The 13,102-nt window shown below is 66.2% G+C and carries 13 protein-coding genes; 3 read left to right on the top strand and 10 right to left on the bottom strand.

Going from position 1 to position 13,102, the window contains the following annotated elements; genetic code table 11:
- Positions 1 to 15: 15 nt before the first annotated feature.
- Genes ACFTSF_RS00935 through ACFTSF_RS00915 form a run of 5 tightly spaced genes read right to left on the bottom strand, consistent with a single transcriptional unit; the run spans position 16 to position 5,411 of the window.
- A complete protein-coding gene (locus ACFTSF_RS00935; protein ID WP_380151856.1) occupies positions 16 to 1,380 on the bottom strand; it encodes an NAD(P)/FAD-dependent oxidoreductase in 1,365 nt (454 codons plus the stop codon).
- A 22-nt stretch (positions 1,381 to 1,402) separates the two neighbouring features.
- Positions 1,403 to 2,206, bottom strand: a complete 804-nt coding sequence (locus ACFTSF_RS00930; RefSeq protein ID WP_380151855.1) for an ABC transporter permease — start codon at positions 2,204 to 2,206, stop codon at positions 1,403 to 1,405.
- Entirely contained in the window at positions 2,203 to 3,108 is a 906-nt protein-coding gene (locus ACFTSF_RS00925; RefSeq protein WP_344161061.1) for an ABC transporter permease, read from the bottom strand. Before ACFTSF_RS00925 ends, ACFTSF_RS00930 begins: the two co-directional genes overlap by 4 nt.
- The gene (locus tag ACFTSF_RS00920) at positions 3,105 to 4,220 is read right to left on the bottom strand and encodes an ABC transporter ATP-binding protein (protein WP_380151854.1); all 1,116 of its coding nucleotides are present in this window, start codon (positions 4,218 to 4,220) and stop codon (positions 3,105 to 3,107) included. Before ACFTSF_RS00920 ends, ACFTSF_RS00925 begins: the two co-directional genes overlap by 4 nt.
- A gap of 3 nt (positions 4,221 to 4,223) precedes the next feature.
- On the bottom strand, positions 4,224 to 5,411 hold the full coding sequence (locus ACFTSF_RS00915; RefSeq protein ID WP_380151853.1) for a spermidine/putrescine ABC transporter substrate-binding protein: 1,188 nt from the start codon (positions 5,409 to 5,411) through the stop codon (positions 4,224 to 4,226).
- 125 nt (positions 5,412 to 5,536) lie between these two features.
- On the opposite strand from ACFTSF_RS00915, the gene ACFTSF_RS00910 reads away from it, so the two are divergent.
- Entirely contained in the window at positions 5,537 to 6,019 is a 483-nt protein-coding gene (locus ACFTSF_RS00910; protein WP_344161052.1) for an Lrp/AsnC family transcriptional regulator, read from the top strand.
- Positions 6,004 to 7,365, top strand: coding sequence for an NAD(P)/FAD-dependent oxidoreductase (locus ACFTSF_RS00905; protein WP_380151852.1), 1,362 nt, complete (start codon positions 6,004 to 6,006; stop codon positions 7,363 to 7,365). The genes ACFTSF_RS00910 and ACFTSF_RS00905 overlap by 16 nt, the downstream gene beginning before the upstream one ends.
- A gap of 352 nt (positions 7,366 to 7,717) precedes the next feature.
- On the opposite strand, the gene ACFTSF_RS00900 is transcribed toward ACFTSF_RS00905, so the two are convergent.
- Genes ACFTSF_RS00900 through ACFTSF_RS00880 form a run of 5 tightly spaced genes read right to left on the bottom strand, consistent with a single transcriptional unit; the run spans position 7,718 to position 11,763 of the window.
- Positions 7,718 to 8,074 carry a hypothetical protein gene (locus ACFTSF_RS00900; RefSeq protein ID WP_380151851.1) on the bottom strand — a complete coding sequence of 119 codons (357 nt, stop codon included), beginning with the start codon at positions 8,072 to 8,074 and terminating at the stop codon, positions 7,718 to 7,720.
- Between the two features lie 20 nt (positions 8,075 to 8,094).
- Positions 8,095 to 8,727: a hypothetical protein gene (locus ACFTSF_RS00895; protein ID WP_380151850.1), complete on the bottom strand. Its 633-nt coding sequence runs from the start codon at positions 8,725 to 8,727 to the stop codon at positions 8,095 to 8,097.
- A gap of 50 nt (positions 8,728 to 8,777) precedes the next feature.
- Positions 8,778 to 9,599 (bottom strand): carbohydrate ABC transporter permease, encoded by an 822-nt coding sequence (locus ACFTSF_RS00890; protein WP_380151849.1) that lies wholly within the window; start codon positions 9,597 to 9,599, stop codon positions 8,778 to 8,780.
- Entirely contained in the window at positions 9,599 to 10,477 is an 879-nt protein-coding gene (locus ACFTSF_RS00885) for a sugar ABC transporter permease (protein ID WP_344161037.1), read from the bottom strand. Before ACFTSF_RS00885 ends, ACFTSF_RS00890 begins: the two co-directional genes overlap by 1 nt.
- Positions 10,474 to 11,763, bottom strand: coding sequence for an extracellular solute-binding protein (locus ACFTSF_RS00880; protein ID WP_380151848.1), 1,290 nt, complete (start codon positions 11,761 to 11,763; stop codon positions 10,474 to 10,476). The genes ACFTSF_RS00885 and ACFTSF_RS00880 overlap by 4 nt, the downstream gene beginning before the upstream one ends.
- 106 nt (positions 11,764 to 11,869) lie before the next feature.
- On the opposite strand from ACFTSF_RS00880, the gene ACFTSF_RS00875 reads away from it, so the two are divergent.
- A complete protein-coding gene (locus ACFTSF_RS00875; protein ID WP_380151847.1) occupies positions 11,870 to 13,030 on the top strand; it encodes an ROK family protein in 1,161 nt (386 codons plus the stop codon).
- The last annotated feature ends 72 nt before the right edge of the window (positions 13,031 to 13,102 follow it).

Below are 13,102 nucleotides of genomic sequence, written 5' to 3'. Positions count from 1 at the left end.
CGGATTCCACGCGGTTTAGAAGTCGAAGCCGAGGCCTAGGCGGTCGAGGGTGCGGAGCCAGAGGTTTCGGTGGCCGGCGTTGGCGTCGGCTTGGGACATGGCGTGGCGGGTGAGGTGGATGCCGGCGGAGCGGATGGGTTCGGGTGGGAAGGGGATCGGGCGGGTGCGAACCATGCGGAGTGCGGTGCGTTCGGTGGATTCGCGGTACAGGTGGTCGAGGATGACGTCGGCGCCGAAGCGGGTCGCGGCCACGCCGAGGCCGGTGTAGCCGAGGGCGTAGGCGGTGCGGCCGGCGTGCGCCGTACCGAAGAAGGCGCAGAAGCGGGTGCTGGTGTCGATGACGCCGCCCCAGCGGTGGGTGAAGCGGAGTCCTTCCAGTTGCGGGAAGGTGGTGAAGAAGTGTTCGGCGAGCATCGCGTGTACGGCGGTGCGTTGCTCGTACGCCGGGTTGATTCGGCTGCCGAAGTGGTACAGCGGGGTGTAGCCGCCCCAGATGATCCGGTTGTCGCGGGTCAGCCGGTAGTAGTGGAAGAGGTTCGATGCGTCGCCGACGCCCTGTCGGTTCTGCCAGCCGATGCTGGCAAGCTGTGTCGGGGACAGCGGTTCACTCGCGAGCACGAGGTCGTAGACCGGGACGGTGAAGAGTCGCAGCCGACGCAGGAGTGACGGGAAAGCGTTGGTAGCAAGGGCAATCCGCGCGGCCCGCACCGAGCCGCTGGTCGTGGTCAGCCGACCGTCGTGGAGCGCGGTCACGCGGGTGTACTCGTGGATGCGTACGCCGAGGTCCAGGCAGGCTTGGCGGAGACCCCAGGCCAGCCGGGCTGGTTCGACGAGCGCGGTGGAGTGCGGGTCGTACAGTCCGCCGAGATACGTGGGCGAGTTGAGTTCCGCCCGTACGGCGTCCTGGTCCAGCAGCACGAGGTCGTCGCGGCGAGCCGCCTCTTCGGCCAGTTCGGTGACGTGGTGGGGTGCGGTCGCGACCGTGAGTTCGCCGGTACGGCGCCAGTCGCAGTCGATGCCGAGTCGCGCGATCGTGGCGCCGATCGCGTCAAGGTTCTCGGTGCCGATTCGCTCGATCGCGGCGAGTTCATCGGGCCAGCGGGCGAGGCCGTTCGCGTACCCGTGGGTCAGGCTGGCGTCGCAGAACCCGCCGTTGCGCCCGCTGGCGGCGGAACCGCAGGTGTTCGCCTCGAGGAGTACGACGTCGAGTCGCGGGAAGCGTTCCTTGGCGCGGAGCGCGGTCCACAAGCCGGTGTACCCTCCGCCGACGATTGCGAGGTCGGCGGCGATCGGACCGGTCAGCGGAGGCAACGGTTCCGGAGCGGCGGGGTCGTCGAGCCAGAAGACCTCGGGCGCCGCGTCAGCCAACGCCCCCGCCACGCTCACCACTCAACGCCGCGGGTCATCGCGCGCTCCGGCGTCGGCGGCCTAGTTCGCCGAGGAGGACGAAGAAGAGGGCTAGTAGGAACATCGCCGTACCGATGACGTTGATCTGGGGTGGGATGTCGCGTTGGGCGGATCCCCAGACGTACATCGGGAAGGTCACGGTGGTGCCGGCGTTCAGGTTGGTGATGATGAAGTCGTCGAAGGACAGGGAGAAGCTCAGGAGGGCGGCGGCCATGATGCCGGGGAAGACGAGGGGGAAGGTGATCCGCCAGAACGTCTGCCACTCGTTCGCGTAGAGGTCCATCGCCGCCTGCTCGAGCCGCGAGTCCATTCCGGCGAGTCGCGCCTTCACCGTGACGACCACGAACGACAGGCAGAACATCACGTGGGCGATCAGGATGGTCCAGAACCCGAGCTTCCCGCCGAACCCGCTCGACACGAACAACGCCAGCAGCGATGAGCCGAGCACGATCTCCGGGGACGCCATTGGTAGGAAGATGAACAGGTTCGTCGCCGACCTGCCGCGGAAGCGGTGGCGCACCATGGCGAACGCCATCAGCGTCCCGAGTGCAGTCGCGACTACGGTCGCGAGCAGGCCGATTCGCAGTGAGGTGCTGACCGCGTCGCACAGGCCGAAGGGCTGGCACGGGTTCGCCCAGTTGTCCCAGGTGAAACCGTCGAACGTGTACGACAACCGCCCTTTCGGCTGGTTGAACGACATCAGCATCACGACGACGATCGGCGCGAACAGATACAGCAGCACGATGAGGCCCAGCACCATCACCAGGTGCCGTCCGACGAACCGCCCGAGGCGCGTCATACGAGATCATCCGTTCCGGCTCGGCGGACGTAGATCAGGACCAGTACGACGATCGCCGCCATCAGCGTCACCGACAACGCGGCCGCGGTTGGATAGGCGCCGGCCGCGAACAGTCGCTGGATGTCGTTACCGATCATCCGCTGCTTCGGCGTACCGAGGAGTTGGGCGTTGATGTAGTCACCGGCGGCCGGGATGAACGTGAGCAGCGTGCCCGCGACCACGCCCGGCATCGACAGCGGCAACGTGACTGTCCGGAACGTCGTCATCGGACCCGCGAACAGGTCGCCGCCAGCCTCGATCAGGCGGCGGTCGATCTTCTCCAGGCTCGCGTACAGCGGCAGCACCATGAATGGCAGGAAGTTGTACGTCAGACCCGTGACGACCGCAGCCGTTGTCGCGAGCAACCTTCCATCAGGGCCGAGGATGTGCAGCCATTTCAGCGCGTCCACGACGAAGCCGTTGTCGCTGAGCAGCAACTTCCACGAGAGCGTGCGGATCAGGAAGCTGGTGAAGAACGGCGCGATCACCAGCGCCAGCATCAGGTTCTTCCAGCGCCCGGCCTTCATCGCGATCGCGTAGGCGAGTGGATAGCCGAGCAGCAGACAGAAAGCTGTTGTCAGCAAGGCGTACCAGAGCGATCGCAGGAACGGCCGCGCATAGTCGGCCATCGTCGTACCGAAGTTCTGCCAGTGCCAGGTCATCGAGAAGCCGTTCTCGATCGACCCGTTCGGATCGTACAAACTTGCTGCCAGCAACGAAACCAGCGGAACGACGAAGAACAGCAGCAGCCAGAGCCCGCCCGGGAGCAACAGCAGGTACGCCGTCAGTCGCCGCCCGGACCGCGGTGGCGGCGGAGCCGACGTCGGCTGGGCTGCTGCGCCGAGCTGGCCGACGGCGCTCATTCCACGTCCTCGACCCCGGCCAGCGCGTCCTGCGCAGCGTCGAGCAGGAAGCTGTGCGCCGGCCGCCAGTGCAGGTCGACCGCGTCGCCGGCCGTGAACGCGTCGCGCGCGCCGGTGTTCTGCTCGAAGACCGTGAGCTCCTGACCCCACTGCAGCTTCGCCAAGTACTGCGTGCTGACGCCGACGTAACTCACGTCCGTGACGACCGCGCCGCGGAGCTGGTTCGAACCGTCCCCGTCCTCGGAACCAGCCGGGGCGAGGAATACCTTCTCGGGCCGGATCCCCAGCCAGACCTCGCCTTCGGTGACCCGGCAACGGACCGCCGGCACGAGCACCTTCCGGCCTTGGACGTCGACGATCAGGTTCTGGTCGGCCTGGCCGATGATCGCGCCCCGGATCAGGTTCGACTGCCCCAGGAAGTTTGCGACGAACGTGGTGGCCGGCAGGTCGTACAGCTCGGCGGGACTACCCAGCTGCTCGATCAGGCCGCCGTTCATCACGGCGATCGTGTCGGCCATCGTCATGGCCTCTTCCTGATCGTGCGTGACGTGCACGAAGGTGATCCCGACCTCGGTCTGGATCCGCTTCAGCTCGAGCTGCATCTGCCGGCGCAGCTTCAGGTCGAGGGCGCCGAGCGGTTCGTCGAGCAGCAGGACCTGCGGGCGGTTGATCAACGCGCGGGCCAAGGCAACTCGTTGCTGCTGGCCACCAGACAGTTGCCCAGGGCGACGTTTGCCGTAGTCGTTCAGCTCGACGAGGTCGAGCATCTCCTCGACCTTCGGCTTGAAGTCCTTGACCTTGCGGCGCTTCAGCCCGAACGCGACGTTCTCGAAGATGTCGAGATGCGGGAACAGCGCGTAGTTCTGGAAGACGGTGTTCACCGGGCGCTTGTACGGGCGCAGTCCGGTGATCTCGTCGTCGCCGAGCCGGATGGTTCCGGTGGTCGGTTCCTCCAGACCGGCGATCATCCGCAGGGTCGTCGTCTTCCCGCAACCCGAAGGGCCGAGCAGCGCGAAGAAGGTACCCGCGGGGACGGTCAGGTCGAGGTTGTCGACAGCTCGATGACCCGCAAACTGCTTGCTGATGCCTTCGAGGACTAAATCACTGGTCATCTATCAGCCCCCGATCGCGAGGTTGAAGTCGGTTTCGTAGAGCTTCGCCTTGGCCGTGTCCAGCGGCATGAACGACGAGGTCTTCGAAAGCATGGCCTGGTCGGGGAAGACCAGCGGGTTGTCGACCAGCTCGGGGTCGATCTTCTCCATCGCCTGCCGGGCGCCTTCGACCGGACAGATGTAGTTCACCCACGCGGCCAGTTCGGCCGCGACCTCCGGGTCGTAGTAGTAGTTCATCAAGGCTTCGGCATTCGCCTTGTGGGTCGCCTTGTTCGGTACCAGCATGTTGTCCGACCAGAGGTTGAGGCCCTCCTCCGGTACGACGAACTTGATGTCGGCGTTGTCGGCCTGAAGCGCGAGCACGTCGCCGGACCACGCCATACAGGCAGCGATGTTGCCGTCGTTCAGGTCCTGCACGTAGTCGTTCCCGGTGAAGCGGCGGATCTGGCCGGCGCCGACCGAGTTCTCCAGCTTCTCCAGCGCCTTCGTCCACTCGGCGTCGGTGAACTTGGCGGGATCGGCGCCGACCAGGCGCAGCATCACCGCCATCGTGTCCGGCATCTCCGACAGCAGCGTGATCCGGCCCTTGAGCTCGGACTTGCCGATCAGGTCGGTCCAGCTGCCGATCTCGCCGGTGACCTTGGCGTTGTAGGCGATCCCGGTCAGCCCGCTCTGCCACGGCACGCTGTAGTCGCGGTTCGGATCCCAGAGCGGGGACTTGAGCTGCTTGAGGAGGTACTTGTCGACGTTCGGCACCTTGGCGTGGTCGAGCTTCTGGATCCAGCCGAGGCTGACCATCCGGGCCGCCATCCAGTCGGTCAGAACGAAGATGTCGCGGCCGCTGGGCTGACAGGTACCGAGCTGGTCGCGAACCTTCGCGTAGAACTCGGAGTTGTCGTTGACGTCGGCGGTATAGGTGACCTGGATCCCGCTCTGCTTCTGGAACGCCTCCAGCGTCGGCAGCACGGTCTTGCCGTTGACCTTCTCGTCGGACTCGTCCATGTAGCTCGGCCAGTTCGAGAAGTTCAGCTGCTTCTGACTACCCGACTGGTCGGTGCTGATGCACTTGTCCGCACTCTGCCTGGCCGGCGGGATCCCACAGGCCGCCAGCGCACCCGCGCTGAGCGCACCCAGGCCGAGGCCGCGCAGAACCGTCCGGCGGCCGACGACCGAGGGCTGACGAGGCCTCACACGCAACCTCCTTTGCAGGGGCTTTCGCGGTGGATAATGTCAAAACATTGAGATCGAGACAAGGGATTCCGTAGCAAACCTGGATTTTCACAACGAAATCCGCTTCAACCGGTAAGATCAGGCGGGTGCCAGTACGAACAGGACACCCCGACAAGAACCAAGGTCTGCTCGACGAGACCTCCAAGGCGATCATCGAACAACTCCAGGTCGACGGACGGCGTTCGTACGCCGCGATCGGGAAAGCGGTCGGGCTGTCCGAGGCCGCCGTACGGCAGCGCGTCCAGCGGCTGACCGACGCCGGCGTGATGCAGGTGGTCGCGGTCACCGATCCGCTCGAGCTCGGTTTCGACCGGCAGGCGATGATCGGGATCAAGGCCGAGGGGGCATTGGAGCCGATCGCGGAACAGCTGGCCGCGATGGACGAGGTCGAGTACGTCGTGATCACGGCCGGCTCCTTCGACCTGCTGATCGAGGTGTTGTGCGAGAGCGATGAGCACCTCCTGCAGGTGCTGTCCGAGCGCGTTCGGCAGATCGAGGGCGTGAAGAGCACCGAAAGCTTCGTCTATCTGAAGCTGGTGAAGCAGACCTACTCATGGGGTGTCCGCTGAACCTCTGGGCCGACTCCGGGACCGGGGTGCGCTCGGCGCGCCCCGCGCTCGCTGGGGATCGGGACGCGGATGTCGTGATCGTCGGTGCGGGGTACACCGGGTTGTGGACGGCGTACTACCTGGCTAAGGCGGATCCTTCGCTGCGGATCGTCGTACTGGAGCAGGAGACGGTCGGGTTCGGGGCGTCCGGGCGGAACGGTGGCTGGTGCTCGGCGCTGTTCCCGGCGTCCGCGCGGAAGCTGGCTGACTTGCCGGGATCGAGCCGGTCGGCGGCGATCGACATGCACCGGGCGATGCAGGATTCGGTCAACGAGGTCGGCCTGGTGAGCGCGGCCGAGGGGATCGACTGCGACTACCACAAGGGCGGGACGATCGTGCTGGCTCGCTCCCAGGCGCAGCTGGCACGGGCGCGGGCCGAGGTTGCTTCTGCTGGCGAGTGGGGTCCGGGCGATCTGCGGTTCCTGGACCGGGACGAGGTCGAGTCGCACGTCCGCGCTACGAAGGTGCTGGGGGCAACGTTTACCCCGCACTGTGCGGTGATCCATCCGGGGAAGCTTGTTCGGGGACTGGCGGTTGCGGTCGAGGCGCTCGGGGTGACGATCCACGAACACACGCCGGTGAGCGCGATTGAGCGTGGGCGGGCTGTCACGCCGTACGGGGTTGTGCGGGGGGAGGTGGTGGTTCGCGCGACCGAAGGGTTCACGCCTGGACTCGCGGGTGCGGGGCGAGCGGTTGCGCCGGTGTATTCGTTGGTGGTGGCGACTGAGCCGTTGAGCGACGCGACGTGGGACCGGATCGGGTTGGCGGATCGGCCTTCGTTCAGTGATCACCGGCATCTGATCATCTATGGGCAGCGGACTGCGGATGGGCGACTCGTGTTCGGTGGGCGTGGGGCGCCGTACCACTTCCGGTCGCGGGTGCGTCCGTCGTACGACGAGGAGCCTCGGGTTTTCGCCAAGCTGCAGTCGACTCTGCGTTCGTTGTTCTCGTTGGAGGATGTGCAGTTCACACATGCGTGGGGCGGGGCGCTCGGGGTGCCGCGCGACTGGTGCGCGTCGGTCGGTCTCGAAGGCGGGCTCGCGTGGGCGGGCGGGTATGTCGGGGACGGCGTCAGTACGACGAACCTGGCCGGGCGAACGCTCACCGACCTCATCCTCCACCGCGACACCGCGCTAACCCGCCTCCCGTGGGTAGGCCACCGCTCCCGCCGCTGGGAACCCGAACCCCTCCGCTGGCTAGGCATCAACGCCGGCCTCCAAGCCATGACCCTCGCCGACACCGAAGAACGCCTAACCAACCGCAACAGCCAAATAGCCCGCCTGATGGGGCCTCTGCTCGGGCACTAACCCCACCCGTTACCCGCTACCGACTGTGTGCTGCGTTGGTCGGAAGATTTTCGGCGCGTGGACCCGAAAATGCTCCGACTAGCTGACGTTCTACACCTCAGCCACAGCCCGTCAGCCCCAGACAACGGGGAACCGCGGTAGCCGGCCTCGCCATCCGGCCCAGCCATCTGCTTGGCCCGCCCTCTTGTTTTGTCGGCCGTCTTTTGACGGTCGAGTCGCAGCGGCGGCCGGGGGAGGTAGGCGGCTCGGCCGGGAGTGGCTAACTCGTGTCGCCCGGGGCTTCGGCGGGGCTCGGTAAGTTTTTCGCAGAGGGATAACGCCCAATAGTTACCGGCCCGGGTGCCTCCACCTGCTAGTTGATGCCGGCCTTGGTGTCGAGGTGTTGGAGTAGGGCGTGGGCGGCGAGTTCGACTTTCTTGTGGCGCCATTCGGAGGCTCGGTAGACGCAGGCGATCAGGCCGGAGCGGTGGATGCGGCGGAGGTCGCCGTAGACGAAGGCGTAGCGGGCTTTGGTTTCGTCGTTGGCGCCTTTGGTGAGGCCTAGGTGCCAGGCTGCGTACTCGGGCCAGGTGTGCTTGTCCAGGAAGGCGTTCTGGGCGTCTGCGTGTGGTTGGACGGCGCCCCAGTCGCTGTCGAGGACGTACTGCCGGGAGTCGATCAGTTTGCGCGCGTGCTCGACTGCGGCGTCGTTGACCTCGTAGTTGGCCATGCCACCCCTGTTCCCAGCGGCTAACCCACCTGGGCGGGTTCGGCCTGCAGGGTGGCCAGGGGGAGGCCGGCGAGGTGGATTGTGGGGTGGGTCCAGTCGTTGAGGATGGGGGCTTCGGTGGCTAGGTGGTTGGCTAGTTCGGTTCGGCTTAGTTCGAACACGTGGGCTGGGTTGCCGGTGAGGTCTACGACGGTTTGCATGAGGTGGGCGGCTTGTTCGTTCCAGAGCGGGTCGGTGGCGTCCAGGTCGTCGGGGCGGATGAGGAGGAGTTCGACGTCGGATTCGAGGTCGCCGTCGGCGCGGGCCAGGGCGCCGTACGCGGAGGCGTGGACCGGGGGGAGGCGCCAGGCGGCCAGCTCGTCGGCGATGCGGTTGGCGAGGGCGGTGCGGAGGTCGGCCAGGAACTCGACGACCGGCGCGGCTAGGTGCTTGCGGTTCAGGCGGTAGGACAAGGAGTTGCCGGCGTCGTCTACGTGGACGAGGCCGGTGGCGGCTAGGCGTTGGAGGACCAGGCGAACTCCGGCGACACTGCCCTGACCTGCGAGTTTGTGGACCTCGCGGCCGGACAGGCCCTCGTCGGCGCGGGCCAGGACCTGGAGGACGGGGCCGTCGAGGGAGGGGATGACGGTGCTGATCGGCGTCTTCAGGTCCATGACGAGACAGTAGTAACCGATCAGCTCCGCACAGTAATCATGCTGACGGCTCAGCCTTTGACGGCTCCGGTGAGGCCGTTGACGATGTAGCGCTGGAAGAGGAGCGCGAGCAGGACTGGCGGAAGAGCAGCCAGTACGCCGCCGGCCGCGACCAGCCCGAAGTCCGAGGAGAACTTGCCGGTGAATTCGGCGATCGCGACCGGGATCGTCTTGGAGTTCGTGGTCGACGTGAAGATCAGCGAGTACAGGAACTCGTCCCACGCGAGCAGGAAGCCGAACATCGCGGTCGTGACGATCCCCGGCCGGGCCAGCGGAAGCACAATCCGGACCAGCGCGCCCAACCGCGAGCACCCGTCGACCCGCGCGGCATCCTCCAACTCCGGCGGCAGGCTGAGGTAGAAGTTGCTCATCGTCCACAGGCAGAACGGCGTGACGATCGAGCAGTACGTGACGATCAGCCCGAGCTGCGTGTCCAGTAGCTGCAGATTCGCCAGCGCCAAATACAACGGGATCACCAGCGCGATCGGCGGCAGCATGTAGATCGCCAGGAAGGCGAACAACGTCGTACGGCGGAAGCGGAATCGCAACCGGGCAAACGCGTAGCCGCCCAGGCAGCCGACCACCAGGGAGATCAGCGTGGTCGCCGACGCGACGACCAGGCTGTTCACCATCGAGACGCGGAACGTGCCGGCGATCCCGTCGGCACCCGACGTGAAGATGTCGGCGTACCGCGAGAACGTCGGATGCGCAGGCCACAGCGAGCCACTTGTCAGTTCATCGGCAGGCGAGAGGCTCGAGATCACCAGCCAACTGAACGGCGCCAGTACAACGACCGCCAGCAGACCGCACATCGCGTATTGGAACTTGCGCATCAGATCCCCGCCATCTGGTTCTGCCGGAGCAGTCGCAGGTAGAACATCGCCAGCGCGCCGACTGCTATCACAATCAGGTAGGCGAGGGCAGCGCCGTACCCGAAGAGCTGGTTCGAGAACGCCTGCAGATAGGTGTAGAAGGCAACGGTCTGGGTGCCGGAGGCGGGACCGCCGCCGGTCATCACGTAGACGATGTCGAACACCTTGAACGCCTCGATCGTGCGCAGCACCAGCACCACCGCGATACTCGGCTTCAGCAGCGGTACGACGACCTGCCAGAAGGTCCGCCAGGTCGAGGCACCGTCCACGACCGCTGCCTCGCGCAGTTCGGCCGGGATGGTCTGCAAACCGGCGAGCAGGAAGAACGCGACGATCGAGGTGTTCTTCCAGACGTCGGCGACGATCACCATGTTGAGCGCGAGGAACGGCGAGCCCAGCCACTGGATCTCGGTACCGAGCAGCTGGTTCAGGACGCCGTACTGGCCGTTGTCGATCCAGCGCCACAGCGCCCCGTTGACGATCGTCGGCAGTGCCCACGGCAGTACGACCAGGCTGCGCCACAACCATTTGAAGCGCAGCGGCGCGTTCAGCAGCAGCGCCACGCCCATCCCGAGTACGAGCTCGGCCGCGGTCGAGACGATCGTGAAGTACGCCGTGTGCCCGAGTACCGGATAGAACGACGGGTCGCTGAAGACCTTGGTGTAGTTGCTCAACCCGGCGAACGGATAGCTGCCGGGCATCGCGCTGTCGACCTTGTAGAACGACATCAGCAGCGTCCGGAGTACCGGGTAGAGCACCACACCGAAGACGACTATTGCCGCAGGCAACAACAGGAACAGCGCGAACCGTCCCTCGCCGCGGACCCGCACCGGCTTCACGACTGCAGCAAGCTGTTCGCCTTGTCCGCCGCGTCGTCGAGCGCCTTCTGGGCCAGCTTGCGGCCGAGCAGAGCCTGCTGCAGCTCGGCCTGGACCGCCTGCGACATCGCGTTGTAGTTCTTCGCCTGCGGTCGCAGGATCAGGTCGTCGAGCTGCTTCTTCGCCTGCGGTACGACGGCCGGGTTCGTCTTGACCACCGCGGGATCGTCGTACGAGTCCTTCCACACCGGTAGCGAGTCGAGCGCGTACTTGTTCTGCTCGGGCTGACTGGTGAGGTGCGAGATGTACTTGAACGCGGCCGCCTGATTCTTGCTGCCCGCGGTCACGCACAGCGCCATCCCGCCGTTGACACCCGGCCGCCCCGCGCTGCCCTTCGGCGTCTGGACGACCTTGACCTTGCCGGCGATCTTGCTCTGCTTGGCGTCGTTGGCCGCGCCGTACATGTAGGTCCAGTTGAGCACCATGCTGGCCTGACCGGCCTGGAAGACGCGCTGTACGTCGGCCTCCAGCGACTGCGTCGAGGCCGGGTTGCTGAGTCCGTCGACGATCGTCTTCCGCATGAACTCCAACGCCTGGACCCCTCCACCGGCGTTGAAGGCAGCCTTGCCCGAGTCGTCGAGGAACTTGCCACCCATCGCGCCGAGCAGCTGGGCGTAGTCGCAGACCAGCGCTTCGGCCTGCTGCCAGGACCAGATGAACGGGTACTTCACGACCCCGGCTGCCTTGAGCTTCTGCGCGCCTTGCAGGACGCCGTCCCAGGTGTCGAGCCAGTGCGGGTTCACCCCGGCGGTCGCGAGATGGGCTTCGTTGTAGAAGAAGTACTTGGTGTCCATGATCCACGGGACGCCGTACAGCTTCTGGTCGTACTCGGCGGTGGCGATCGCACCGGCGAGCATGTCGGTCTTCCACGCACCGTCCCACTGACTGGTGACGTCGGTGATCATCTTCTTGCTGCCGAATTCGGCCGGCCAGATCACGTCGATCAGCACCACGTCGTACGTGCCGGCCGGGCCGGCGGCGACGATCTTGTCGTGCAGCGCCTCGTAGGCGACGAACTCCGGCGTCACCTTGATGCCCGGGTTCGCGGCCGTGAACGAGGCGGTCATCTTGGTGACGTCCTCCTCGGTGTACGCCGCCTGTTTCATGAACAGCGCGCGGATCTCACCGCTGCTGCCACTGCCCTGGTCCCCCGTGGTCGCGCCCTTGCCCCCGCTGCACGCGGCCAGCAAGGCCGCCAGTCCGGCCCCACCGGCCGTCTTCAACACGGTCCGCCTGTCGATCGCCACCATCGTCGCCCCACTCCAGGTCTTTTATTTGTTAGGCAACTTTCCTAACATACGGGCAGTATCATCAGGGCTGACGAGGGAGTCAAGAACTCTGCTGAGGTGATGTGTGAACCGTGTTGTCGGCGGTACGCCGAGCGCGAGCGTGGTCCTCGCACGCCTGCTCGCGCAGTCCGGACCGCAGACGCGCTCCGAGCTCGCAGTCGCGTGCGCGCTCTCTCGTCCCACGGTCTTCGCTGCTGTCGAGCGGCTCGAGGCGCTCGGGTTGGTCGAGTCACTCGGTCAACGCAGCGGGTTGCCTGGGCGGACTGCCACCTTGTACGGCGTTCCTTCCGCCGCAGGCTGTGTTGCGGCGATCGACATCGGCGGCACGAATCTCCGGGTCGCCGTGTGTGATGTCAGCGGGACGCCGCTGGTTGAGCTGAAGCGCGCTACTCAGGCGCAGGGCGCGGAGAGCGTCGTACGGCAGGCGGTTGAGCTGCTGGCGGAAGCACGAGCTGAGGCCGGACGGTCCGGCGTACCGCTGTTGGCTGCTGGGGTGTCCACGCCGGGTGCGGTGAATCTGACCAACGATCCGATGGTTCGGTATGCGTGGAACCTTGGGCAGGAGACGCCGTACGACCTGTACTCGCAGTTGGCCGCGGGGATCGACGGGCCGGTGCTGCTGGAGAACAACGTCAACCTGGCCGCGATCGGTGAGCACCGGCATGGGGCGGGGTGTGCGCTGTCGACCTTTGCGGTGATCGCGATCGGCGCGGGTGTCGGTGCCGGGATCATGCACAACGGGTCGCTGTTGCGCGGTGCTCATGGCGCTGCTGGTGAGGTTGGCTTCCTGCCGACAACACACGCCCGCCGCGGTACGCCGGCCGAACCGGATGAGGCGGGTGGTCTCGCCCTTCTGCGCGAGGCGCGTGCCCTCGACCCAGCCCTGCGTGACGTGCAAGACCTCTTCGATCGAGCGCGCGCCGGTGACGACTACGCGCTCTCCCTGGTCGAGGACGAGTGCCGCCGCATCCACGAGATCGTCGCTGCTCTGAGCGCCATCGTCGACCCCGAGACCGTCATCCTCACCGGCGGCATCGGCGACAACGAACTCCTAGCCGCGCGAGTAGCCGAACTAGCCGCCACCCTCCCAGTCCCCGTAGCCGTCATCCGCTCCACCCTCGGCGACCGAGCCTCCCTGGTAGGCGCCATAGCCACCGCCACCGACCACGCCCGGAGCCAACTGCTGGCGCGCATCAACTCCACCCCCACCACCTCCGCCCTCTGAGCGGGGGCACCTGCGATAGCCGGGGCTCGGCCGGTGTGATCGCCGAGTGTGGGGAGTGCGTCGACGGGACAT

This window comes from Kribbella sp. NPDC056951 (assembly GCF_042674205.1).
Lineage (GTDB): Bacteria > Actinomycetota > Actinomycetes > Propionibacteriales > Kribbellaceae > Kribbella > Kribbella yunnanensis.
This window is presented reverse-complemented; position numbering and strand designations above follow the sequence as displayed.

Coding starts and splice junctions, on each gene's coding strand:
- ACFTSF_RS00930 (WP_380151855.1), bottom strand. CDS start 2,206: ATGACGCGCCTCGGGCGGTTCGTCGGACGGCACCTGGTGATGGTGCTG.
- ACFTSF_RS00925 (WP_344161061.1), bottom strand. CDS start 3,108: ATGAGCGCCGTCGGCCAGCTCGGCGCAGCAGCCCAGCCGACGTCGGCT.
- ACFTSF_RS00920 (WP_380151854.1), bottom strand. CDS start 4,220: ATGACCAGTGATTTAGTCCTCGAAGGCATCAGCAAGCAGTTTGCGGGT.
- ACFTSF_RS00905 (WP_380151852.1), top strand. CDS start 6,004: ATGGGGTGTCCGCTGAACCTCTGGGCCGACTCCGGGACCGGGGTGCGC.
- ACFTSF_RS00900 (WP_380151851.1), bottom strand. CDS start 8,074: ATGGCCAACTACGAGGTCAACGACGCCGCAGTCGAGCACGCGCGCAAA.
- ACFTSF_RS00895 (WP_380151850.1), bottom strand. CDS start 8,727: ATGGACCTGAAGACGCCGATCAGCACCGTCATCCCCTCCCTCGACGGC.
- ACFTSF_RS00890 (WP_380151849.1), bottom strand. CDS start 9,599: ATGCGCAAGTTCCAATACGCGATGTGCGGTCTGCTGGCGGTCGTTGTA.